The 23,411-nt window shown below is 72.6% G+C and carries 16 protein-coding genes, 1 other RNA gene and 2 pseudogenes; 15 read left to right on the top strand and 4 right to left on the bottom strand.

All coding sequences use genetic code 11. From position 1 onward, the window contains the following. Positions 1-94 precede the first annotated feature (94 nt). Both prfB and A8713_RS12000 read left to right on the top strand, forming a co-directional pair. Positions 95-1,210 carry a peptide chain release factor 2 gene (gene prfB, locus A8713_RS12005; RefSeq protein ID WP_064533401.1) on the top strand — a complete coding sequence of 372 codons (1,116 nt, stop codon included), beginning with the start codon at positions 95-97 and terminating at the stop codon, positions 1,208-1,210. 298 nt (positions 1,211-1,508) lie between these two features. Continuing rightward, positions 1,509-2,423, top strand: a complete 915-nt coding sequence (locus A8713_RS12000; protein WP_064533400.1) for a hypothetical protein — start codon at positions 1,509-1,511, stop codon at positions 2,421-2,423. 127 nt (positions 2,424-2,550) lie between these two features. Here A8713_RS12000 and A8713_RS11995 read toward each other — a convergent pair whose 3' ends face one another. Continuing rightward, the gene (locus A8713_RS11995) at positions 2,551-2,745 is read right to left on the bottom strand and encodes a hypothetical protein (RefSeq protein ID WP_064533399.1); all 195 of its coding nucleotides are present in this window, start codon (positions 2,743-2,745) and stop codon (positions 2,551-2,553) included. Positions 2,746-2,974: 229 nt separating this feature from the next. Between A8713_RS11995 and ftsE the strand changes: the two genes are divergently transcribed. From ftsE to A8713_RS11980, 3 genes are all read left to right on the top strand, one after another. After that, complete coding sequence (ftsE, locus tag A8713_RS11990; RefSeq protein ID WP_064533398.1) at positions 2,975-3,664, top strand: cell division ATP-binding protein FtsE; 690 nt, start codon at positions 2,975-2,977, stop codon at positions 3,662-3,664. 33 nt (positions 3,665-3,697) lie between these two features. Further along, complete coding sequence (gene ftsX / locus A8713_RS11985) at positions 3,698-4,615, top strand: permease-like cell division protein FtsX (protein ID WP_064533397.1); 918 nt, start codon at positions 3,698-3,700, stop codon at positions 4,613-4,615. Between the two features lie 90 nt (positions 4,616-4,705). Continuing rightward, the gene (locus tag A8713_RS11980; RefSeq protein ID WP_064533396.1) at positions 4,706-5,971 is read left to right on the top strand and encodes a S41 family peptidase; all 1,266 of its coding nucleotides are present in this window, start codon (positions 4,706-4,708) and stop codon (positions 5,969-5,971) included. Between the two features lie 46 nt (positions 5,972-6,017). Here A8713_RS11980 and A8713_RS11975 read toward each other — a convergent pair whose 3' ends face one another. Together A8713_RS11975 and A8713_RS11970 are read right to left on the bottom strand one after the other, a co-directional pair. Further along, entirely contained in the window at positions 6,018-6,752 is a 735-nt protein-coding gene (locus tag A8713_RS11975) for a hypothetical protein (RefSeq protein ID WP_064533395.1), read from the bottom strand. Further along, entirely contained in the window at positions 6,749-7,192 is a 444-nt protein-coding gene (locus A8713_RS11970; RefSeq protein WP_237305353.1) for an ATP-binding protein, read from the bottom strand. The genes A8713_RS11975 and A8713_RS11970 overlap by 4 nt, the downstream gene beginning before the upstream one ends. 164 nt (positions 7,193-7,356) lie before the next feature. Between A8713_RS11970 and A8713_RS11965 the strand changes: the two genes are divergently transcribed. From A8713_RS11965 to A8713_RS11930, 8 genes and pseudogenes are all read left to right on the top strand, one after another. Next, entirely contained in the window at positions 7,357-8,676 is a 1,320-nt protein-coding gene (locus tag A8713_RS11965) for a hypothetical protein (protein WP_107440622.1), read from the top strand. Then, positions 8,676-9,212: pseudogene (locus A8713_RS11960) on the top strand (GNAT family N-acetyltransferase); the annotation flags it as partial. The gene A8713_RS11965 and the pseudogene A8713_RS11960, both read left to right, overlap by 1 nt. A gap of 160 nt (positions 9,213-9,372) precedes the next feature. Then, positions 9,373-9,852: an SsrA-binding protein SmpB gene (gene smpB / locus A8713_RS11955; protein ID WP_018565526.1), complete on the top strand. Its 480-nt coding sequence runs from the start codon at positions 9,373-9,375 to the stop codon at positions 9,850-9,852. Positions 9,853-10,009: 157 nt separating this feature from the next. Beyond that, positions 10,010-10,410, top strand: a transfer-messenger RNA (tmRNA) gene (gene ssrA / locus A8713_RS11950). Between the two features lie 474 nt (positions 10,411-10,884). Next, entirely contained in the window at positions 10,885-15,735 is a 4,851-nt protein-coding gene (locus A8713_RS11945) for a ricin-type beta-trefoil lectin domain protein (RefSeq protein WP_064533393.1), read from the top strand. Positions 15,736-15,762: 27 nt separating this feature from the next. Continuing rightward, positions 15,763-17,052 (top strand): hypothetical protein, encoded by a 1,290-nt coding sequence (locus A8713_RS33925; RefSeq protein WP_064533392.1) that lies wholly within the window; start codon positions 15,763-15,765, stop codon positions 17,050-17,052. Positions 17,053-17,133: 81 nt separating this feature from the next. Then, positions 17,134-17,331: pseudogene (locus tag A8713_RS34200) on the top strand (antitoxin); the annotation flags it as partial. 344 nt (positions 17,332-17,675) lie between these two features. Further along, entirely contained in the window at positions 17,676-18,845 is a 1,170-nt protein-coding gene (locus tag A8713_RS11930) for a uroporphyrinogen-III synthase (protein ID WP_064533391.1), read from the top strand. Here the strand turns inward: A8713_RS11930 and A8713_RS34805 are convergent. Continuing rightward, positions 18,842-19,735: an anthrone oxygenase family protein gene (locus A8713_RS34805; protein ID WP_335743751.1), complete on the bottom strand. Its 894-nt coding sequence runs from the start codon at positions 19,733-19,735 to the stop codon at positions 18,842-18,844. The genes A8713_RS11930 and A8713_RS34805 overlap by 4 nt on opposite strands. Positions 19,736-19,937: 202 nt before the next feature. On the opposite strand from A8713_RS34805, the gene A8713_RS11920 reads away from it, so the two are divergent. Further along, positions 19,938-20,567 carry a CGNR zinc finger domain-containing protein gene (locus A8713_RS11920; RefSeq protein ID WP_064533390.1) on the top strand — a complete coding sequence of 210 codons (630 nt, stop codon included), beginning with the start codon at positions 19,938-19,940 and terminating at the stop codon, positions 20,565-20,567. A gap of 129 nt (positions 20,568-20,696) precedes the next feature. Next, positions 20,697-23,132: a HelD family protein gene (locus A8713_RS11915; protein ID WP_064533389.1), complete on the top strand. Its 2,436-nt coding sequence runs from the start codon at positions 20,697-20,699 to the stop codon at positions 23,130-23,132. The last annotated feature ends 279 nt before the right edge of the window (positions 23,133-23,411 follow it).

Raw genomic sequence — 23,411 nt, 5'->3', positions numbered from 1 at the left:
CGGCCCCGCCGCCCTCCCCTCCGCGCCCCGACCCCGCGGGCACCCCCGCCCCGGCCCGGCGCTGGCCGCCCGGCGGAGCCGTTACGCTGGAGGCGTGGCAGTCGTCGACGTATCCGAAGAGCTCAAGTCCCTCTCCTCGACCATGGAGTCGATCGAGGCCGTTCTGGACCTCGACAGGATGAGGGCAGACATCGCCGTGCTCGAGGAGCAGGCGGCAGCGCCCTCCCTGTGGGACAACCCGGACGAGGCGCAGAAGATCACCAGCAAGCTCTCCCACCTCCAGGCCGAGGTCAGGAAGGCGGAGGGGCTGCGCGGACGGATCGACGATCTCGCTGTGCTGTTCGAGATGGCCGAGGAGGAGGACGACCCGGACACCCGCGCCGAGGCCGAGTCCGAGCTGGCCTCCGTGCGCAAGGCGCTGGACGAGATGGAGGTCCGCACCCTCCTGTCCGGCGAGTACGACGCCCGTGAGGCCCTGGTCAACATCCGGGCCGAGGCCGGTGGAGTGGACGCCGCCGACTTCGCCGAGAAGCTTCAGCGCATGTACCTGCGCTGGGCCGAGCAGCACGGCTACAAGACCGAGATCTACGAGACGTCGTACGCCGAAGAGGCCGGCATCAAGTCGACCACCTTCGCCGTGCAGGTGCCCTACGCCTACGGCACCCTCTCGGTGGAGCAGGGCACGCACCGCCTGGTGCGCATCTCGCCCTACGACAACCAGGGCCGTCGGCAGACCTCCTTCGCGGGCGTCGAGATCCTCCCCGTGGTGGAGCAGACCGATCACGTCGAGATCGACGAGTCCGAGCTGCGCGTGGACGTCTACCGCTCCTCCGGCCCCGGCGGCCAGGGCGTGAACACCACCGACTCCGCCGTCCGCCTCACCCACCTGCCCACCGGCATCGTGGTCTCCTGCCAGAACGAGCGCTCGCAGATCCAGAACAAGGCCACGGCGATGAACGTCCTCCAGGCCAAGCTGCTGGAGCGGCGCCGCCAGGAGGAGCAGGCCAAGATGGACGCGCTCAAGGGCGACGGCGGCAACTCCTGGGGCAACCAGATGCGTTCGTACGTCCTGCACCCGTACCAGATGGTCAAGGACCTGCGCACCGAGTTCGAGGTCGGCAACCCGGAGGCCGTGTTCAACGGCGAGATCGACGGGTTCCTGGAGGCCGGGATTCGCTGGCGCAAGCAGCAGGAACAGCAGAGCAAGTAGAGATCGGACGCTTTGTCGACAAGGCAACTGCTGCCCTCGTGGCGGCAGTTGCCTTTTCTGTGCCCGATGTCTGGGTTTTGCGTCACACTCACATCGCTCTTCCTCCGGCAAAGAACGCTTACCCGGACATCGCGGTCGCAACGGCCTTGACGTTGCTTTGAAATATGGGAAGGGTGAGGCGCGGCATGCGTAGGTACGGGGCGCATGTGAACCGGGGGGCTTCATCTTTCAGTACCTCCGTCGATCACTGCCCCCGGCGCGGCCTCATTGACGATCGGCTACTGGGGGTAGCGAACATATGACGAAGAAGACGCGGGTCCGGGTCGCGCGCATAGCCGCCGGCGCGGTGATCGCCGCGGGTGCCTCGCTGACCGCCGCGGGCGCGGCTTCCGCGCTGGACGCGAACGTGCAGGTCGGCCCGGTCAGCCTCGGCGTCGCCGCCGGCGGTGACGACGAAGGCACCAGTGAGGGCACCGACCAGGGCGGCACCAACGAGGGCACCTCGCTGGGTGTGACCGAGGGCCAGTCGGAGGGCACCTCCACGGGCTCGGAGGGCACCTCCACCGGGTCGTCGGAGGGCACCTCGGAGGGTACGTCCACGGGTACGTCCGAGGGCACGTCCACCGGTACGTCCACGGGTACGTCGGAAGGCACGTCCACCGGCACCTCGGAGGGCACGTCCACCGGCACCTCGGAGGGCACGTCCACGGGTACGTCGGAGGGCACCTCCACCGGCACCTCCGAGGGCACGTCCACCGGCAGCTCCGAGGGCACCTCCACGGGTACGTCCCAGGGCGGCGACAACGGCGGCAACGGCAACGGCGGCTCCGGCGACAACGGGGGCGGCAACGGCGGCAACGGCGGCGGTTCCGGCAACAACGGCGGGAACGGCAACGGCGGGAACAGCGGCGGCAACGGCGGGAACGGCGGCGGTGACACCACCGGCGGCACCACCCCCGACGGCAGCAGCGGCGGCAACGGCGGCGCCGCCCCGCAGGAGCAGGGCTCCTCGGCCCTGACCGACACCGGCACGGACACGCCGGCCGGCACCCCGGCGAACACCGCGCCCCAGGGCAGCGGCAAGCAGCTGGCGGAGACCGGTGCCGGCCAGACCGCGTTCCTGCTGATCGGTGCCGCGACGATGATCGCCGGCGGTATCGGCTTCCGGATCCTGCCGCGCATGATGGCGGGCCGCGGCGGCGCCACCGCCTGAGTGTGCCCACGACCTCACGGGGCGTGAGCGACACATGCTGAGGGGCCCGGAGCGCACCGCTCCGGGCCCCTCAGCCCTGTCCTGTCCATCCGCTCCCGCGGTGCCCCGCCGGCCGCGGCTCCGTACGCTAGGCGGTCCGCTGCGCCAGCAGTGCCACCCCGGCGATCAGCACCGCCAGCAGCGCGATCAGCGCCATCGGGTTCAGCCCCGCGAGGAAGTTGTTCTCCTGCTGGAGCCGCTCGCGGTTCGCGCGGCACACCGGGCAGCGGCCCTCGCTCACGGGCGCCGCGCAGTTCGCGCACACCAGCCGGTCGTACGTCATGCGCTCGCCCTCCTTGCACCGGTTACATCCGAACAACGCCCGCGGGCACGCGAACGTTCCCCTCTCCACCATGCCAGGTTCCCCGGATTTCAGCGCGGGGTCCTCCCGGATCCGGGCCGCGGGCACGACAAAACGCACAACTGTCCCCAACCCCGACCGGTGACTGCGCACCCACACCCGACTCGCGTATGGTCACGCTCATCTACCCCCGGCGACCCGTGGTGCATCCGTGATCCGATTCGACAGTGTCTCCAAGGTCTACCCCAAGCAGACCCGCCCCGCCCTCAGGGATGTCTCCCTGGAGGTCGAGAAGGGCGAGTTCGTGTTCCTCGTGGGGTCCTCCGGCTCCGGAAAGTCCACCTTCCTGCGGCTGATCCTCCGCGAGGAGCGGTGCAGCCACGGCCAGGTGCACGTCCTGGGCAAGGACCTCGCGCGGCTGTCCAACTGGAAGGTGCCGCAGATGCGCCGCCAGCTGGGCACCGTCTTCCAGGACTTCCGCCTGCTGCCGAACAAGACGGTCGCGGAGAACGTGGCCTTCGCGCAGGAGGTCATCGGAAAGTCGAAGGGCGAGATCCGCAAGTCCGTGCCGCAGGTGCTGGACCTCGTCGGACTCGGCGGCAAGGAGGACCGCAGACCGGGCGAGTTGTCCGGTGGTGAGCAGCAGCGCGTCGCCATCGCGCGGGCGTTCGTCAACCGGCCCAAGCTGCTGATCGCCGACGAGCCCACCGGCAACCTCGACCCGCAGACCTCCGTAGGCATCATGAAGCTGCTCGACCGCATCAACCGGACGGGCACCACCGTGGTGATGGCGACCCACGACCAGAACATCGTGGACCAGATGCGCAAACGCGTCATCGAGCTGGAGAAGGGCCGCCTCGTCCGCGACCAGGCGCGCGGCGTCTACGGCTACCAGCACTGAGAAGTCCACGACGGAAAGGCTTGACCAGACGCCATGCGCGCCCAGTTCGTCCTGTCGGAGATCGGTGTCGGTCTCCGCCGCAACCTGACGATGACGTTCGCCGTCATCGTCTCCGTGGCCCTGTCCCTGGCCCTGTTCGGAGGATCCCTCCTGCTGAGCGACCAGGTGACGAAGATGAAGGGCTACTGGTACGACAAAGTCAACGTGTCGATCTTCCTCTGCAACAAGAACAACGCCGAGTCCGACGCGAAGTGCGCCAAGGGCGCGGTCACCGAGGACCAGAAGAAGGCGATCCTCGCCGACCTCCAGAAGATGTCGGTGGTGGAGAAGGTCACGTACGAATCCCAGGACGAGGCGTACAAGCACTACAAGGAGCAGTTCGGCAACTCGCCGCTGGCCTCCTCGATCACCCCGGACCAGATGCAGGAGTCGTACCGGATCAAGCTGAAGAACCCGGAGCAGTACCAGGTCATCGCCAGCGCCTTCAACGGCCGTGACGGCGTGCAGACCGTGCAGGACCAGAAGAGCATCCTGGACAACCTCTTCACCCTGCTCGGCTATCTGAACTGGGCGGCCCGGGGCGTGATGGCGGTGATGCTCACGGTGGCGACGCTGCTGATCGTCAACACCGTGCGGGTCTCCGCGTTCAGCCGCCGCCGGGAGACCGGGATCATGCGCCTGGTGGGCGCCTCCGGCTTCTACATCCAGGCGCCGTTCATCATGGAGGCCGCCGTCTCCGGACTGATCGGCGGACTGCTGGCCTCCTCCTTCCTGGTTGCCGTGCAGTACTTCGTGATCGACAACGGAGTGGCGCTGTCCTCGAAGCTCCAGCTGATCAACTTCGTGGGCTGGGACGCGGTCCTCACCAAGCTGCCGCTCATCCTCGCCGCGAGCTTCCTGATCCCCGCGTTCGCCGGTTTCCTCGCGCTGCGCAAGTATCTGAAGGTGTGACGCTCGTCCATCTGATGATGTGACACACGTCGGCAGGGCCGCACCGCCAAGCGCGCGTGCGGCCCTGCGCGTTGTCCTAGACTCACCGCCATGTCAGGCCGTGACCCCTTCTGTCAGCCCCGCCGCAGCCGCTCCGGCGCCGGTCTGACACTGGTCTTCGTGGGCGTCCTCGTGGCGGGCGCGGCGACCGGTTCGCTGCCCGGACACGAGCGCGGGTCCGCGGCGTCCGCGCACCGCGGGGTCCCGGTCCCGTCCGCCCCCGTCGGCCCGCCCGCTCCCGGCTCCGCCCCCGACTCCTCGACCCCCGACTCCGCCGCCGCCTCCGCGCACCGGTCGTCGTCCCCCGTGAGCCCGTCCGAACAGGTCGCGCGGGCCGCCGCCGAGGCCATGGCCGTGGGCAAGTCGCCGGTGGAGGCCGCCGAACACGCCGTCAGCCGCAGCGGCGACCGCTGGGGCGCCGTCTACTCCCCGGGCGACTACGAGGAGTTCCAGGACGCCCTGGACGGCCGCTACACCGGCGTCGGGCTGTGGGCGCGGCGCGCGCGGGACGGCCGGATCGACGTGACCGAGGTGCAGACCGGCTCACCGGCCGCCGACGCGGGGATCCGCGCGGGCGACCGGCTGCGCAGCGTGGACGGCGAGAAGGTGGACGGCCGGCCCGTCACCGACGTGGTCTCCCTGCTGCGCGGCGACGCCGACGACGCGCCCGCCGGCACCTCCGTCACCCTGGGTCTCCAGCGCGGCTCGCACACCTGGACGCGGACGCTGCGCCGGGCCCGCCTGTCCACCGACTCCGTCTCGGTGCGGCGCCTGTCCGACGGTACGACCGTCATCAAGATCACCGCTTTCACCAAGGGCGCCGGGGACAAGGTCCGCACCGCCGTGCGCGGCGCCCCGGCCCGCTCCGGGATCGTCCTGGACCTGCGGGGCAACTCCGGCGGCCTGGTCACCGAGGCGGTCACCACCGCCTCCGCCTTCCTCGACGGCGGCCTGGTCGCCACCTACGACGTCGACGGCAGCCAGCGCGCCCTGCACGCCGAGCCCGGCGGCGACACCACCCGGCCGCTGGTCGCCCTGGTCGACGGCGGCACGATGAGCGCGGCCGAACTGCTCACCGGCGCCCTCAAGGACCGGGGCCGCGCCCTCGTCGTCGGCTCCCGCACCTTCGGCAAGGGCTCGGTCCAGATGCCGACCCGGCTGCCCGACGGCTCCGTCGCCGAACTCACCGTCGGCCACTACCGCACCCCCGCCGGCCGCAGCGTCGACGGCCACGGCATCACCCCCGACCTGGACGCGGGCACGGACCCGATGTCCCGCGCCCGCACGGTCCTGACGGGGCTGGGGGACCCTTCGTGACGTCGGAAGACCGCCCGGTGCCGATGGTCCCGGTCGGCCGCGGGCTTCACACGGCGCCGGTCAGCGCCGCTATCCGCGCGAACTCGTGCTCCAGCCGGTCCCGGCCGAGACGGGCCCACTCCCTCTCCAGGGCCGCCCGGGGAAGAGGGGTGACGTGCTGGAGTTCGACGAGCATGCGGTGGGAGACCGTCCAGCGGACGGCCGAGGACTCGGCCTGGATCTCCACCCGCACCGCGCGCGGCGCCAGCGTCCGCGGGTCATGGACGTCACCCGTGACACCCCAGTAGGGGGCGTGCCGCGCCCACACCGCCGTCCAGCAGCCCCGCAGGTCCGGGCAGACCTGGACGGCGACGGCGGCGCAGGGCGGATGGAGGGGCGGGCTGCCGGTGTGCTCCCCCTCGCAGACGGGACCGCCCTCGGCCCCGCGGAGGAAGAGGTAGGGGCCGGTGTATCCGGGATCCACCGGCCGCTTGCAGATCCGGCACCACAGATCGAGCATCGCGCGGCGCTGCCGGTACGGATGGACGACCTGGGGCCGCGGACTCCCACGCCGGCCCCTCGGCGGCATCGCCGTCCTCGTCCACAGCGTTCCCCAGCTGTCCCGGTCGTACGGCGTCTCGTCCGCGTAGGCCAGCCGGCCACGGACCGGATCCGCGACCAGGGCGAGCGGCAGCGGTGTCTCGCGGCTGTAGCCCGTGATGCAGGGGGTGATTCCGGCGGGGACGGGGGGCAGGACCGAGGGGACACCGGTCGGACCGGGGCGGCGCTCGGTGCCGGTCATCCCGTTCCCACCTCGGCCCACACGCTCTTGCTGCGGGCGCAGGGCGCGGCGCCCCAGTCCCGGGACAGACCCTCGACCAGACGCAGTCCCCGGCCCGTCTCGGCCAGCAGACCCGCGACCCGCAGGCGCGGCAGCAGCGGACTCCCGTCCGTGACCGCCACGCACACCCTCGCGTGTCCCGTCCGGGTCACCGTCACCCCCACGTCCGGGCCACGCGCATGCCGCACGGCATTGGTCACCAGCTCCGAGGCGACCAGTTCGGCGTCGGCCACGAGCCGGGGCAGATGCCACACGGCCAGCACGGTCGCCACCATCACCCGCGCCTCCCCGGCGGCCCGCTCGTCCCGTGGGAACACTCCGCTGTAGGACGGGTGTCCGGTGGCCGAGGCGACCGGGTGCCAGGTCGGCCGCAACCTGGCGTCCTCACTCAAGCTGTTCACGTTGGGGCTCCTCCCATGATCCCTCGATACCAAGCCAACGCCTCCTGACCGAGCCCGTGAGGACATACGGGCGGACCTTTGGGCGGACATTTCGAGAGAGCACCCGTCCGATGTCCGGGCCGACCGCTACGGTCAGTGCACAGCCGGAATACCGGGGGTACGGCATGGCCGTTGAGATGACGTTGTTCGAACAGGCCTGCACTGCGCAGGGTTTGGACTCGCCCAGTAAGTTCATCCGTCGTTTCGAAGACACAGCAGAGTTGCTCGGTGAACCAGTCACTGTGACTACTCGCCATGTCCGCCGCTGGTGGCGGGAGATCCCTCCGCCGACTCCGCGCATCCGGGCTTGGCGTGTGATCCACGCCATGCTCGGTGTAGACCCCATCGAGTTGGGTTTCCTCAATCCCCCGCTCGGTGCCACCGTGGGAGGCGCACCACTGTTCCCACAGGAAGGCACCAGTGTGGACCGACGGGCGTTCCTTGCCGATTCGATCGGCGCCGCGACAGCAGCAGCCGCGATTCCTCCCTCACTGAACAGGCTCACTCCTCCAGGTAGCCAGGGGGCAGTTGGCACTGCCCATCTCATCGAGCTACGGGAGGGCCTGCGGTCCCTGTATCACCTTGACAACGCCTACGGCGGTGGTGACGTACGCTCGTTGGCCGTCCGCCACCTTCGTCGGGTCCAGCGCATCATCAACACCAGCCGGTACCCCGAGACCATCGGGCGGCAACTTCAACTCTTGGTGGGAGAGACCGCCGAGCACTGTGCCTGGCTGTACTACGACGCTGATGATCAGGATTCAGCCCGCCGCTACTGGGGGGAGGCGCTGACCACTGCCACCGTGCTCAGGGACAGCTCCTTGGAGATCCTGGTGCTTGCTTCGCTCAGCATGCAGGCCAGCTACGAAGGCCGCCCGCGTGATGGCTACGACCTCGCTCGGGCAGCGAGGGAGCGCGCCGCACGCCTCGGTTCCCCAATTCTGCAGTCTCTTCTCGCGTCCCGAGAAGCACGTGCCCTGTCCCTCTTGGGCGACGACACTGCCGCGCGCCGGAGCCTCACGGAGTCCATGCGTCTCACGGAGCGCGAGCGCTGCGACCGAGGCCGGCCTGCACCGGAGTGGGCGGCCTTCCACGGAGCGGCTGAGCTCGACTACGCCCACGGCCTCCTCTACACCGAGAGTGGCCACCACGAACGGGCCGTGCACTTCCTGCACGCCGCTCTGGCCCATCAGGACCGCACATACGGCCGCAACCGAGCCCTGTACCGGCTCACCCTCGCCCGAAGCCTGGTCAACGCCGACAGCGTCGACGAGGGCGCTGCCCACGCATTAGAGAGCCTCGAACACCTGGAAGAGGTTGAATCCGGGCGTGTGATGCGGCGCCTGACCGAGGTGATCGACCTGCTCGACAAGCGGGACGCGATCAGCGCCCGGGACGCCAAACAGGAGCCACGCGACTACCTCCATGAGCGAAGGGCCGCCTGATGACCGACGTGGTGTTCCACCGGTACGAGGGGACAGCCGCAGCCGGACAGCTCGACGCCTTTCTGCCGGCGTACGCGGAGGTCTACGCCGAGCCGCCCTATCTGGAGGGGCCGCGCGACGTCGCCGAGTTCGTCGAGCACTACCAGGTGCACGTGCGCCGCTCCGGAATGCGCCTCGTCATCGCCCGGGACGGTGACGAGGTGGCGGGCTTCAGCTATGGGTACTTCCTCGCCCCCGACACCCGCTGGTGGCGCAACCTCCAGGACGTCACCCTGCCCGAGGCGTACGTGCGCGAGGACGGGCGCCGGACCTTCGTGATCATCGAGCTCGCCGTGCGCAGGGCATGGCGCCGCCGTGGCGTCGCGACAGGTCTGCACGCCCGCCTCCTCGACGGCATCGACGCGGAGCGGGTCACGCTCACCGTGCGGCCCGAGCCGGAGACCGCCCCGGCCCGCTCCGCATACCTCGCGTGGGGGTACCGGAAGGTCGGCATCTCCCACCCGTGGGAGGACGCTCCGCTGTACGCATGCATGGTGCGAGGGCGGGCAGAGGAGGGCCGGTGTTCCGGAGCCAGCCGCCGGGGTCGGCTCCGGCCGGGCCCTGGGCGTCCTGGGCCACGCCCGCCACCGGGCCCGCCCGCCCCGCCGAAATGGACTTCCCGTCCACCCCCCGGCTAGTGCCAAAATGGCAGGCACTATGGCTAAGGAAAAAGGGCGCAAGCTGATCGCGCAGAACAAGAAGGCGCGGCACGACTACCTCATCCTCGACACCTACGAGGCCGGTCTGGTGCTGACGGGTACCGAGGTGAAGTCGCTGCGTCAGGGGCGGGCCTCGCTGGTCGACGGGTTCGTGCAGCTGGACGATCATGAGGCGTGGCTGCACAACGTGCATGTGCCGGAGTACACGCAGGGCACCTGGACCAACCACAGCGCCCGGCGCAAGCGGAAGCTGCTGCTGCACCGCGAGGAGATCGACAAGCTGGAGTCGAAGTCCCAGGAGACGGGGCACACCATCGTGCCGCTCGCCCTGTACTTCAAGGACGGCCGGGCCAAGATCGAGATCGCGCTGGCGAAGGGCAAGAAGGAGTACGACAAGCGGCAGACGCTGCGCGAGAAGCAGGACCGCCGCGACGCGGAGCGGGTGATGTCGGCGGTGCGCCGCAAGCAGCAGGCGTGACGCGCGACGGGACCGGGCGGGGTGCCGGGGCAGCGGGAATAAGCTGGCAAGGAACCGCGTTGGTCACGTACGATGGCATCCGCACCGCGAAGCCGGCGCACGCCACCTCTGCGGAGGGCCTCTGAGGGCCTCTTCGGAGGGATTGAAAAATCAACATGGGGATGATCGGTTTCGACAGCGGCTGTCGAAGCAGGGGAAGCGTGTCGAGGAAGCGGCCATGATCTCGTAAACCACAGGCCGAAAAAAATAATCGCCAATACCAAGCGCGATTCCTCCCAGCAGGCCTTCGCCCTCGCTGCCTGATCTCAGGTAGCGATCGCGAGCCTCCTATAAAGGGAGTGTCAGCCCGGGGCTGTTCCCGACCCGGATCCTGGCATCAGCTAGGGGACTAAACCTTGATCCCGGTCACGGGGTGAAGAGGGAAACCAAACAGTGACTGAGCCCGTCGGAGACTTGTCCGCGTGATCTCCGGGGCCGAGAAAATCGTAGCGGACTGCACACGGAGAAGCCCTGGTTCCGCACCGTTGGACGCGGGTTCGATTCCCGCCATCTCCACTCACCCGTCCGCGGGTACCCCATGTGAGACCAAGGCCCTGCCGCTTTCGAGCGGTGGGGCCTTTGTCGTGTGTCGTGCGCGCGCCTGCGGGCGGGGACGGTTCAGGGGGCCGGATGGTTCCCGGGTGCGCTGATGTGATTCGGCCAATCTGGGCCGGGTCCAGATGTCCGGAAACCGCTGGCTTCACATGTGCTGCACGGGTCCTGCGGGGCATCTCCTTGTTTCGGTGAGGGGGGCGTTTTCGGCCACCGGGTGATCCGGTTCTTGTCATGTACGCCTATGACCTGCCTAGAGTTGCCGGCGCGCCCGGCCGGAACTGACCCTTCCGGCGGCGGGCGCATCGGCCTGCGGTCGGGGGAATCGCCGGCAAGTGTCTGCTCGCGTCCCGCGCCTTCGGACTCTCCGGACGGGCTCCCGCCTGCCCGTTCACGAAGCAGGGATGCACTTTGAAGTCCAGAACAGGCCCGAGACCGCCTGTGCGGCGCGGCCGGCGCGGACCAGGACGGTCCGCGCGACTCGTACCCGCCCTTCTCACCCTCGCCGTCCTGACCCCGCTCGCCGCGCGGTCCGATCTGATCGGCCGGTGGGCCGAGGACGCGGTCCCCGTGGCCGACAGCTACGACGGCTTCGACGCCGCCGCGGCCGAGCAGCTGCGCCAGGACCAGTGCCTGATGGCCGGTGTCCTGCGCCTGGGCGGCCCCGGGATGTACGGCGTCGCCCAGAACGCGCTGAACCAGACCCCCGAGCAGCTGCACACCGCGGCGAACCAGGAGTACTGGAACAAGACCCCGCTGTCCGAGGCGTACGAGGCGGACCGCAGCGCCGCCGACAAGGAGGGCTCGGCCCTCTACGACCGGGTCAAGGACTGGAAGATCTCCGGCCTGCCCACGCCCGGCGGCTTCAAGTCGGTCGCCGACTTCGAGGACCCGCCCGGCCTGCCCGGCGACAACCGCAAGGACTTCTTCGACCAGACCGGTCTGGGCCAGTGGACCGCGGCCCAGTTCTGGAAGGACGAGGACGGCTTCTACGAGGACCCCACGCCCAAGGCCGACGCCGAGACCGTCAAGGCGGTCAAGGACCTCGGCACCCCGCTCTACGGCAAGGACCCCGACCCCACGGTCCCCGGCCAGGACTGGCAGCAGGCGACGGCCGAGCACGCCGCCTGGGACGACCTGGTCAACTGGGACATGGAGCCGACCGGCGCGGACAACGCCCGGCTCTTCCTGTCCTCCGGCGGATTCGCGCGCACCGCGCCCGAGCCCGGCAGCCTGGAGTACCGCATCGCGGTCGAGGACCTGAAGACCCGCTTCGCGGCCTGCGGCTGGCGCACCCCCGTCGACCCGAACAAGGTGCTGGGCAAGGAGGTCGCCGACGCCTCCGCCGAGTGGCAGCAGGAGATCGCCGCCCAGGCCGTCCAGCGCAACCAGATCCTGACCGCCAACAGCGACGCCACCAAGGCGCTCGCCGCCGGCGCCAAGGCGCTGGGCGAGATGCTCGGCCAGTCCTGGTACGCCGACCACCTCACCCGCTGGCAGGACTACTGGTCCGCGGGCGGCCCCGGCTGGATCGGTGACAGCCCGCTGGTGCTGCACGCCCACGGCTCCTCCGCCAACTGCCTCGACGTGGAGAGCGGCAAGAAGGACAACGGCACTCCGGTGCAGATCTACACCTGCAACGGCTCCGCGGCCCAGCAGTGGCAGATCCGCGACGGCGCGCTCGCGAACGTCGCCTCCGGCAAGTGCCTGGACGTCAAGAGCGCCGGCACGGCCGACGGCACCGCCATCCAGATCTGGACCTGCAACCAGAGCCCGGCCCAGAACTGGACGTACACCTCGCACGCCACCACGAGCCTGGTCAACGCGGGCTCCGGCAAGTGCCTGGACCTGAAGGCGTACACCAAGGGCCAGAACAGCCGGCTGCTCACGTGCAGCACCGCGGGCGTGCAGAAGTTCGACATCGTGCCGTCCGGCCACAAGGGCACGGACAGCCTCGAATACCCGAAGACGGCCCAGTTCAACACGGCGAAGAAGGGCGTCACCGACGCCCAGGCCGCCGCGAAGAAGCAGCTCGACCTGCTGAAGGCGCAGGCCGCGGCGGCGAAGAAGGACGCCACCGACACGGACACCGCAGAACAGGCCGCCTACGCCATCGCCGACAAGGCGGGCGCCCCCCGGGGCCGCGCGCTGCTCGCCGGCCAGCAGAAGGCCCAGGTGACCAAGGCGTCCGCCGCGGCGCTGGACGCGATGGCCAAGGCGGGCGACACCGCCTACGCCGCCACCCGCGCCGCCGCCGGTGACAGCGCCACCGTCGCCGCCCGCGCCCTGACGCAGGCCGCCGAGTCGAAGGCCGCCTTCCGTACGGCCGCGGCGCAGGAGGCCAACGCGCAGGCGAAGGCCGCCGCCGACGCCGCCGCCGTACAGGCGCAGACCGCCAAGACCGCCCGCGACACCGCCCGCGCCAAGCTCGCCGAGACGCGCAAGGCCGAGGCGGACGCCAAGTCGGCTGCGGCCACCGCGCACGCCAAGCGGCTCGCGGCCGAGGCCGAGGAGGCCACCGCCAAGGCGGAGAAGGCGACCGCCGCGCAGAAGCAGGCGGAGGCCGCCCAGCACCGCAAGAACGCCGAGGGCTACGCCAAGACCGCCGAGGAGGCCAAGGGCCGCGCCGAGACGGCCGAGTCCACCGCGCGCGAGAAGCGGCAGGCCGCCGAGCAGGCACGGGACGGCGCCAAGGCCAAGCGGGACGACGCCTGGGATGCGGAGAGCAAGGCGAACGCCGCCCGCGCCAAGGCCGACGCCAAGGACGCCTACGCCGACGCCCACGCCTCCGCCGACGACGCCAAGGACGCGCGCGCCGCGGCCGACGCCGCCGACCAGGCCGCCGACGACGCCGAATCCGCCGCGCGCTCGGCACGCGGCGAGGCGAACGCGGCCACCCAGGCCGCCGCCGACGCCGACGCGGCCGCCACCCGCGCCGAGGCCGCGGCCGAGCGGGCCCGCTCCGACTCCGACGCCGCCCAGGCCGCCAAGCTCAAGGCGGACGCCGCGGTGCGCACCGCGACCAGTTCGGCGGCGGACGCCATCAAGGCGTCCCAGGACGCGGCCACCGCGGCCCGTACCGCCGTACAGCTGGCCGACGAGGCGGAGAAGCACGCCGCCGACGCCAAGAAGCAGGCGGACGCGTCCAAGGCGGAGGCCGCCAAGGCGGTTGCCGGCGCGGCGGACGCGGCCGGACACGCCCACGTCACCGCGCAGGCGGCCGAGGACGCCCGCAACTCCGCCCAGCAGGTGGCCGCTCCGGCCAACGACGCGATCCAGCTCGGCTCGCCGTACATCACCACCGACGCCGCCGCCGGTCTCGCCGTACTGACGGGCCAGTCGTCCAAGACGATCGCCGAGCAGCAGCAGGCGGTCGCCGAGGCGCATGCCCGGAACGCGCAGCAGGCCGCCGAGCAGGCGCAGTCCACCGCGAACGCGGCGACCGGCGACGCCAAGGCCGCCTACACGATCGCGGCCGAGGCCGCCGGACACGCGGCGGACGCCCGCAAGTCCGCGAAGGAGGCCCTGGGATACGCGGCCGAGGCGGCACAGGCGGCCGCCGACGCGCAGACGTCACTGGCCAACACCCTGGAGTACGACCGGCAGGCCGGTGAGGACGCGGCGGCGGCCGACAAGGCCGCGGGACGCGCCGAGGGCTACGCCAAGGACGCCCGGGACTCCGCCGACCAGGCAGCCCTGGACGCCGAGGCCGCCCGTACCGCCGCCTCCGAGGCGGAGCAGGCGGCCAAGGACGCCCGTGCCGCCGCCGACCGCGCCGACGCCGAGGCCACCGCGGCCGAGGAGGCGGCCAAGGACGCGCAGAAGTACGCGGACTCGGCCCAGCAGGCGGCCGACGAGGCACAGCGCAACGACGCCAACAAGCAGGTGCAGGCCGGTGCCGCCACCGGTGCCGGTGGCGTGTTCTCCGTCATCGACGAGATCAAGCAGAGCGGGGACCCGGAACGCCTTCCGGACGACTGCTCGCGGCTGCCCTGCGACCTGGTGTTCAAGGCGCACTTCGACGCGGTCGTCAGCTTCTACCTCTGCACCGACCCCGATGTCCCCGCCACCGAGTCCGGCTGCCCGGCCGAGGACACCGTCTTCCTCACCACGCAGACGATCAAGGGCCTGACCAAGACGGTCAAGGTCTCCTCGTGGCAGGCGACCAAGGACCTGTGGAAGGGCATCTTCGACTCGGTCGTCGGTGACTTCACCGGCTGCTACCACAAGGTCAAGGGCGACGGCAGCGGCAGCTACGGCGACTGCGCCTGGGCCGCCACCTGGCTCCCGCTGGGCGGCCCCATCGCGAAGATCACCGAGGCGATCCGCGGGGTGGACGCCGCGCTGCGCACCGGCGTCGGGGTCTCCGACGCGCTGAAGGCGCTGAAGGCCCTCGACGTGGACGCGCACACGCTCGCCGACATCGAGCGCACGGTGTCCGTCTACGAGGACGCGCGGACGGCGTGCCGGATCAACAGCTTCCCCGGCACCACGGACGTCGTCCTGGCCGACGGGAGCCGCAAGCCGATCCGCGACGTGCGCCTGGGCGACCGGCTCCTGGCCGCGGACCCGGCCACCGGACGCAACCGGTCCGAGCCGGTCACACGCACCTTCCGGCACACCACCGAGGACCTGCTGGACGTCACCCTGGCGGGCGGCGGCAACCTCACCAGCACGCCGGGCCACCGCTTCTACGTCACCGGCCGCGGCTGGACCCTCGCGTCCGACCTGCGCGCCGGGGACCGGCTGCGCACCCCGGACGGCGGGACGCGCACGGTGGCCGCGCTGCTCGGCCGTGACTCCGCCGCGCCCCGGACCGTGTACGACCTGACCGTGTCGGGTCTGCACACCTTCTACGCCGTGGCGGGCGACGCCCCGGTCCTGGTCCACAACTGCAACGACCTGATCGCCGACGAGGGCAAGTTCCCCGGTCTCGCGCACGTCCTGGACGAGCACGTGGACCCGAGCAGGGCGGAGGCGGTCGCCCTGGCCGCCGGCAAGTCGGCCAAGGCCGGCCGGGACACGCCCAACAGCGTGTTCTCCGACGGCGTGACGGCCCAGCAGGTCGTCGACTACGCCATCGCCGGCAAGGCGGGCGCCATCGCCAAGTGGCTGCGCGGGTCGAAGCAGGAGCTGGAGTGGAGCGGTACGTTCGGGGCGAAGAACTCCCTGGGCACCGTCTACTACGCCAACAACACCGAGAAGGCCGCCGGCAACGGCTTCTACATCATGCTCAAGCGGGCCAAGGGCCACCCGCACGGCTACTACGTGTACACCGCGTACCCGAAGTAGGAAGAAGCAGGAAGGAAGCGGAACGAGATGCAGCGCTTCACCGACTTCGAGTTCGGTGTGCCGTGGGTGATGGGCTTCTTCCACGCGGACGGGAGCCACTCGGGGGACACCCCCGTCGAGGTGGTGGCCAACCACTTCGCCGAGGAGGCCGACCAGGAGATCCTGGCCGTCCGGCGTGACGCCCTGACCCTGCTGGACGGCCTCGCCCCGGAGGCGGTCGGAGCGCTGTGGTCGGCCGGCGCGGAGTACCTGCCCGGTGCCGAGCCGGCCGAGTGGACCGCGTGGACGCGGACGGTCGTCGCCCTGTGCGACGCACGGCTGTCCGCGGTCACGGACCCGGTCGCCCTGTCCGGGGCCGACCTGGAGGACGGACGGGACCAGGAGGAGGCGGTCGTCGCCGAGATCGCGGGACTGTCCTTCCTGGCCGCGGACGTACGGGACGCGCTCACCGAGTGCGCCCGCCGCGGCACCCCCGACCTCGCGTTCCGGATCCTGCTGCGCGTCCTGCGCAGCACTCCGGGCGCGTGGCTGGCGCCGGACCGGTACGCGCGGATGGAGGCGATCGGAGCGGCGCTGCGCCTCGGTGAGTTCGTGGTGGACTCCGTCCAGTACCTGGTCGACGACGAGCCGCCGCCGGACCCGCCGACGGAGCGCTTCACCGACGGCGACTTCGGCATGAGCCGGCTGATGCGCGCCTTCGCCCCGGAGGGCGGGGGCGGCACATACGGCACATACGGCACGGGCGGCGGGGAGGCCGGCGGGACGAAAGCGCCGGTCGCCGCCGTCCGCGGCCTGCTGGCCGAGGCGTCCGACCCCCGGGAGGTGCTCGCCGTCCGCCGGGACGCGCAGGCGCTCCTGGACCACCTCCCCGGCCGTACGGGCGAGGTGCTGTGGTGCGCCGGTACGGGGCTCGGCCCCGGCTTCTTCGCCGCGGACGACCCCGGGAGGGCCTCGGGCAAGGCGTGGCTGCGGACCGTCGTCGCGGAGTGCGACGCCCGGCTGTCCGGCCTGGACGTGCCGCCGCTGGACGGAGGCGACCTGGTGGGCGGCGGCGCCAGGAACGGCCCGGCGACCCGTGAACTGAGCGAGTTCGCCGCCGTCCTGGACCCGGAGACCGCCCAGGCCCTCACCGACTGCGCCTGGCTCTACGACCCGGAACTGGCCCTGCGCCTGCTGCTGCGGACGCTCGTGCGGACGCGGACACCGCTGACCGCCGGGCAGTACGCGCGGCTCGCGGGCCGCGCGGCGGCCTATCTCCACGGCCCCCGCCTGCTGGAGGACGTCCGCCGCCTGGTCCCCGGGAACGCGGAGGGCTGACCCCGCCCGCACCCGGGGCGCGCCCGGCGATGAGAACATGAGGTCTCGGCAACTACACCGCTGTAGAAGGACGTCAGGCACATGTTCGAACAGCTCAAGAACCTGAAGAACCTCAAGGACAAGGTCGAGGACCTGGCCGAGACCCACGGGGACAAGATCTCCGCCGGTCTGGAGAAGGCCGGTGACTTCATCGACGACAAGACCGGCGGCAAGCACCACGACAAGATCGACAACGCCGTCGACAAGGCCCAGGACTACATCGGCAAGCTCGGCGAGAAGGACACCGGCAAGAACCCGGAGAACCCGCAGAACCCGCAGAACCCGCAGAACCCGCAGAACCCGGAGAACCCGGAGGGCGCGGGGGACGGGAAGGGCGGGGAGAAGTCCTGAGCCTCCCGGCGAGGGGGCGGGCGGCCGGTCCCGCGAAGCCCGCCCTCGGCCCGCCCCGCCCCGAAGCGAGCAGGGCGGGCGCCGACCGGGGGGGCGAGGCCGCGGCGCCGCGTCGGCACGTGACACTGGTGACAGGCGGGTGGGCCGGGCCTGTCACGCGGTGTCGCCCGGCTCCGGCGTCAGATACGGCACGGCACGGCAGGCAGGACGAGGCGGGCACGGGACGATGAGCCATGAGTGAGGTCGAGGAACAGCAGCAGCCGGGGCACGGGCCCCTGGCCGGGTTCACCGTGGGGGTGACGGCCGCGCGGCGCGCCGACGAACTGGGCGCGCTGCTCGGGCGGCGCGGCGCGCTCGTCGTGCATGCGCCCGCGCTGCGCATCGTTCCGCTCGCCGACGACAGCGAACTGCTGGCCGCCACCGAGGAGATCGTCGGCCGGGCGCCCGACATCGTGATCGCCACCACCGCGATCGGCTTCCGCGGCTGGCTGGAGGCCGCCGCCGGCTGGGGCCGGGGCGAGGCCCTGCTCGACCGGTTGCGGCAGGCGGAACTGCTGGCCCGCGGGCCCAAGGTCAAGGGCGCGATCCGGGCCGCCGGACTGACCGAGCAGTGGTCGCCGGCCTCGGAGTCGATGGCCGAGGTGCTGGACCGGCTGCTCGAACAGGGCGTGGACGGACGGCGGGTGGCCGTGCAGCTGCACGGGGAGCCGCTGTCCGGGTTCGTGGACGCGCTGCGGGCGGCCGGGGCCGAGGTCGTCCCGGTGCCGGTGTACCGGTGGCTGCCGCCCGAGGACCCCGGCCCGCTGGACCGGCTGCTGGACACCACCGTCGCGCGCGGCCTCGACGCGCTCACCTTCACCAGCGCCCCGGCCGCCGCGTCCCTGCTGTCCCGCGCCGCCGAACGCGGGCTGCTGGCCGAGCTGCTGGCCGCGCTCGCCCACGATGTGCTGCCCGCGTGCGTCGGCCCGGTGACCGCCGTGCCCCTGGAGGAGCACGGGGTGGCCACGGTGCAGCCCGAGCGCTTCCGGCTGGGGCCGCTGGTGCAGGTGCTGTGCCGGGAACTGCCGGGCCGGGCACGGACGTTGCCGGTCGCCGGGCACCGCGTGCAGCTCCGGGGGCACGCGGTGCTGGTGGACGACGACCTGAGGCCGGTGCCGCCCGCCGGTACGGCGCTGCTGCGGGCGCTCGCGCGGCACCCCGGCCGCGTGGTCTCCCGCGCCGACCTGCTGCGCGCCCTGCCCGGCACCGGCCGCGACGAACACGCGGTGGAGACCGCCATGACCCGCCTGCGCACCGCACTCGGACACCCCGACCTGATCCGGACGGTGGTCGAACGCGGTTACCGGCTGGCCCTCGACCCGACGCCGGACGCGAAGCACACGGACGACTGGCCCCGCCCCTAGTCCCGGCCGCCCGCGCACTGCCGTGTCCCCGGCGGGGCGGCGTCCCCGCCACGCCCGGCGGCCCGGCGGGGCGGCGTCCTCGGCCGGGCGTCGTCCGCGTGGGGTGGCGTGTCCGGTGCGGTCCACCGGCCGCGGCCCCTGGCCGTCCCGCCGGTCGACGGCCCCGGTGCGGGCCGGGCCGCCGGTCGGCCCACGGCCGTGCCCCGCGCGCCGCTCGGCCCGGCGAGCCCGCCCGCCGGCCGGCCCGCGCCGTCTGCCGGTCTCCCCACGCCGCACGGTCCGCCGCCCCGACGCCGCACGGCCCCTGTTCGGCCCGGCGGCCCGGCCTGCCGGTCCCCGGGCCCGCCCGTCGACCCCCGCCCGCCGCCCGCCCACCCGCGCCGCTCCGCCCGCCCGCGCAGCAGCAGCGCCCGTGCCAGGCACGCCAGGGCCAGTGTCACCAGTACGGTCCGGACGGCGTTCCAGGCCGCCCACGGGTTCTCGAAGTGCTCGCGGGCCGCGCCCGGGGCGGTGGCGCGGGCCAGCGCGTCGTTGAGGGGGACGTTGCACGCCGCGGTGACCGCGAAGGCGAGGACGTGCGCCGCCAGGGCCGCCCACACCCACGGGCGGGGCGGCCGGGTGCCGCGCAGTTGCCACGCCGAGACGCCGGTCAGCAGCGGGGCGCCGAGGAAGGCGAGGAGGAAGAGCGGGTTCTGGATCACGTCGTTGACGTCCCGCATGACCTCGACGTACGTGCGGTCGCCGCTGCGGGCCAGCGCGGGCATCACCGCGCAGGCGAAGACGTAGCAGACGCCCGCCAGCAGCCCGGTGGCGACGGCGGCTGCGCCCAGCACGCCCGCCGCGGCGCCGCGCCGCACCCCGTCCCCGCCGCCGATCTCGATGTCCGTCATACCGTCCAGTCAACGCACCCGCCCGGCCCGCGCCCATCGCCGAGAGGCGCGGGCGCATACGCGGCCGTCCACGCGCGGGGGGTTCCGGCCGGGGGGACGGGCGGGCACTGTGGGAGGGAACGCTTCCCCCAGCCCTGACGAGCACCCCGCCGCCCGGTCCGGCGACCGGCCGGGGTGTCGCCCCCTAGGCGGTGACAGGCACATGGCACTGGGTACGGCTCCGCACACGGCCACGGTCCTTCCCGAACTGCGCTTCGACACCGGGCGGATCTGTCTGGACCTGCTCGCCACCACCCACCCGGCGGAACGGCTCGGCACCCCCGCGCCGCTGCGCGCCTGGATCACGGGCTCGGGCCTGGTCCCGCCGGGCACCGGCCTCGCGCACGCCGACCACACCTGGGCGGCGGCCTTCCGCGAACTGCGCGGGCAGGTGGCGTACCTGGTGAACGCGCACCTGGACGGACCGCCGCGCGACCCGCGCGACCCGCGCGCCCACGGCCTCGCGCTCGCCCTGGCCCGCGTCAACGACACCGCGCGCGCCGCCCCGCCCGCCCCGCGCGCCGTGCGCGGCGCGGACGGCGCCCTCGTACGGGCGCTGGCCGCCCCGCCCGAGCGCGCCGCGCTGCTCGCGGCCGTCGCCCGTGACGCCCTGGACCTGCTCACGGACCCCGCCGCGCGCGCCGCGCTGCGCCGGTGCGCGGGCGACAACTGCCCCCTCGTGTACCTGGACACCTCCCGGGGCCGGCGGCGCCGCTGGTGCTCCAGCGAGGTCTGCGGCAACCGCGAACGGGTCGCCCGCCACCGCCGCCGCGCCGCCCTCGCCCGCACCTGACGGCCCGCCCCGCCCCCGTCCGCCCCGCCGCTGCGGGCGGCGGCCCGGCCGACGGCCGGGTCCGGCTTCCGCCAGTGGGCTCCCTTCGCGTACGGTTGACGGCTGCCCAGCACGTCAGAAGGGGGCCCGGTGGCCGCTCAGGCTCAACAGGATTCCGCGGTCGGTTCGGTTCACGACGCAGCGCACGACACCGTGCGCGACCGAGAGATCAGCATGGAGCAGGACCACCTGGACCGGGTGTACCGGCGGCTCGAGGTGAAGATCCACGAGGCCGAGTTCCTGATGCGGGACGCGGCCGAGCGCGGCCAGGTCGGCACGCCCGGCGCGCTGGCCGAACGGGATGCCCAGGTCTTCCGCGCGGGCATCCATCTCAACCGGCTGAACAACGAGTTCGAGGACTTCCTCTTCGGCCGCATCGACCTGCTGCCGGGCAAGGACGGCAAGAAGGGCCCGGACGGCGCCTACACCGCCGTGGAACCGGCCGAGGGCGCGGTGCGCGAGGACAACACCGCCGACATCGCCGAGACCCTGCACATCGGCCGCATCGGCGTCCTGGACGAGGACTACTCCCCGCTGGTCATCGACTGGCGGGCGCCCGCCGCCGCGCCGTTCTACCGCTCCACCCCGGTCGACCCCGGCCGGGTCGTGCGCCGCCGGGTGATCCGCTCCAAGGGGCGGCGGGTGCTCGGCGTCGAGGACGACCTGATGCGGCCCGAGCTGACCGCCCGGCTGGACGGCCGCGAGCTGCCCGCCGTCGGCGACGGCGCGCTGATGGCCGCGCTCGGCCGGGCCCGCAGCCACAGCATGCGGGACATCGTCTCCTCCATCCAGGCCGAGCAGGATCTCGTCATCCGGGCGCCCGCCGCCTCGGTGACGTATGTCGAGGGCGGTCCGGGCACCGGCAAGACGGCGGTCGCCCTGCACCGCGCCGCCTACCTGCTCTACCAGGACCGCCGCCGGTACGCGGGCGGCATCCTCATCGTCTCGCCGACCCCGCTGCTCGTGGCGTACACCGAGGGCGTGCTGCCCTCCCTCGGCGAGGAGGGCCAGGTCGCCGTCCGGGCGATCGGCTCGCTCGTCGACGGCGTCGAGGCCACCGTGTACGACGCGCCGTCCGTGGCCCGCGCCAAGGGCTCGTACCGGATGCTGAAGGTGCTGCGGAAGGCGGCGCGCGGCGCGCTGGAGCTGGGCCCCGGCGCGCGCGGCGGGGCGCGGACCTCGGCGGGCACGCCCGCGCACGCGCCCGCGGGACAGCTCGCCCTCGGCGAGGACCCGGAGGAGACGGAAGAGGCGGCGGAGGCGGCGAAGATCCCGGCCGGGCCGCCGACCCGGCTGCGGGTGGTCGCCTTCGGCCGCCGCCTCGAACTGGAGGCCGCGGAGCTGGAGCACGTACGGCGCACCGCCCTCGGCGGCACCGCCCCGGTCAACCTGCTGCGCCCGCGCGCCCGCAAGCTGCTCCTGGACGCCCTGTGGGAGAAGTCCGGGGCCGGTACCCGGCACACCGACCCGGAGCTGGCCGCCGAGCTGCGCTCCTCCTTCGACGACGACGTCACGGACGAGGACTCCTTCATCGCCTTCCTCGACGCCTGGTGGCCCGAGCTGACGCCGCGCGCGGTGCTCGCCGCCATGGCCGACGAGCGGCGCCTGGGCCGCTGGGCCCGCCGGGTGCTCAACCCGGGCGAGGTGCGCAAGGTCGCCCGCTCGCTGCGGCGGGACGGGTACTCGGTGCACGACATCGCGCTGCTCGACGAGCTCCAGGCGATCCTCGGCACCCCGGCCCGGCCGCGCAAGAAGCGCGACCTGGACCCGCTGGACCAGCTCACCGGCCTGGAGGAGCTGATGCCGGTGCGCGAGGAGTCGCAGCGCGAGCGCGCCGAGCGGCTGGCCCAGGAGCGCGTCGAGTACGCGCACGTCATCGTCGACGAGGCGCAGGACCTCACGCCCCTCCAGTGGCGCATGGTGGGCCGCCGCGGCCGGCACGCGACCTGGACGGTGGTGGGCGACCCGGCGCAGTCCTCCTGGTCCGACCCGGACGAGGCGGCCGAGGCCCGCGACGAGGCGCTGGGCACCCGTCCGCGCCGCCGCTTCGAGCTGACGGTGAACTACCGCAACCCGGCCGAGATCGCCGAGCTGGCCGCCCGGGTGCTGGCCCTGGCCATGCCCGGCTCCCGCGCGCCCTCCGCGGTGCGCTCCACGGGCGTACAGCCGCGCTTCGCCGTCGTCCGGGACTCCCTGGCCGCCACCGTGCGGGCGGAGGCCGAACGGCTGCTGGAGCGGGTGGAGGGCACCGTCGGCGTGGTCGTGGCCATGAACCGGCGCGAGGAGGCCCGCCGCTGGCTGGCCGGTCTCGGGGACCGGGTGGTGGCGCTGGGCAGCCTGGAGGCCAAGGGCCTGGAGTACGACGCGTCGCTGGTCGTCTCGCCCGCGGAGATCGCCGACGAGTCGCCGGCCGGGCTGCGGGTGCTCTACGTCGCGCTGACCCGCGCGACCCAGCAGCTCACCGTGGTCTCCGGCGAGCGCGACGAGCCGGACGCGTCCGGGGTGCCGGACCTGCTGCGGGACTGAGCGAGGAAAGGAACCTCGCCCGGAGGAATGGTCTCACCGGATCCGTTTGTTAGCCTTGGTGTGGCACCGGCCCGATCCAAGCCCCCGGGCCCAACCTTCGTCGCTACGAGCGACCACTTGCCGCGAGGCGAGCATGGCGGGTCGGTGTCACAAAGCTCAGTGGAGGCCCACGTCACAGCGAATGTGACGTGGGCCTCTTTTGCTGTGTCCGCCCCTACCGCGACCCCTGCTCTTCTCGTATGGTGGAAGTCACTTTCCGAAAACAGCGCCTCCCGGTGA

It is taken from the genome of Streptomyces sp. SAT1, assembly GCF_001654495.1.
GTDB classification, from domain to species: domain Bacteria; phylum Actinomycetota; class Actinomycetes; order Streptomycetales; family Streptomycetaceae; genus Streptomyces; species Streptomyces andamanensis.
This window is presented reverse-complemented; position numbering and strand designations above follow the sequence as displayed.

Bases quoted from the DNA above. Each gene is read 5' to 3' on its own strand.
- A8713_RS12000 (WP_064533400.1), top strand. From the start codon at position 1,509: ATGACGAAGAAGACGCGGGTCCGGGTCGCGCGCATAGCCGCCGGCGCG.
- A8713_RS11995 (WP_064533399.1), bottom strand. From the start codon at position 2,745: ATGACGTACGACCGGCTGGTGTGCGCGAACTGCGCGGCGCCCGTGAGC.
- ftsX (WP_064533397.1), top strand. From the start codon at position 3,698: ATGCGCGCCCAGTTCGTCCTGTCGGAGATCGGTGTCGGTCTCCGCCGC.
- A8713_RS11980 (WP_064533396.1), top strand. From the start codon at position 4,706: ATGTCAGGCCGTGACCCCTTCTGTCAGCCCCGCCGCAGCCGCTCCGGC.
- A8713_RS11975 (WP_064533395.1), bottom strand. From the start codon at position 6,752: ATGACCGGCACCGAGCGCCGCCCCGGTCCGACCGGTGTCCCCTCGGTC.
- A8713_RS11965 (WP_107440622.1), top strand. From the start codon at position 7,357: ATGGCCGTTGAGATGACGTTGTTCGAACAGGCCTGCACTGCGCAGGGT.
- smpB (WP_018565526.1), top strand. From the start codon at position 9,373: ATGGCTAAGGAAAAAGGGCGCAAGCTGATCGCGCAGAACAAGAAGGCG.
- A8713_RS33925 (WP_064533392.1), top strand. From the start codon at position 15,763: ATGCAGCGCTTCACCGACTTCGAGTTCGGTGTGCCGTGGGTGATGGGC.
- A8713_RS11930 (WP_064533391.1), top strand. From the start codon at position 17,676: ATGAGTGAGGTCGAGGAACAGCAGCAGCCGGGGCACGGGCCCCTGGCC.
- A8713_RS34805 (WP_335743751.1), bottom strand. From the start codon at position 19,735: ATGACGGACATCGAGATCGGCGGCGGGGACGGGGTGCGGCGCGGCGCC.
- A8713_RS11920 (WP_064533390.1), top strand. From the start codon at position 19,938: ATGGCACTGGGTACGGCTCCGCACACGGCCACGGTCCTTCCCGAACTG.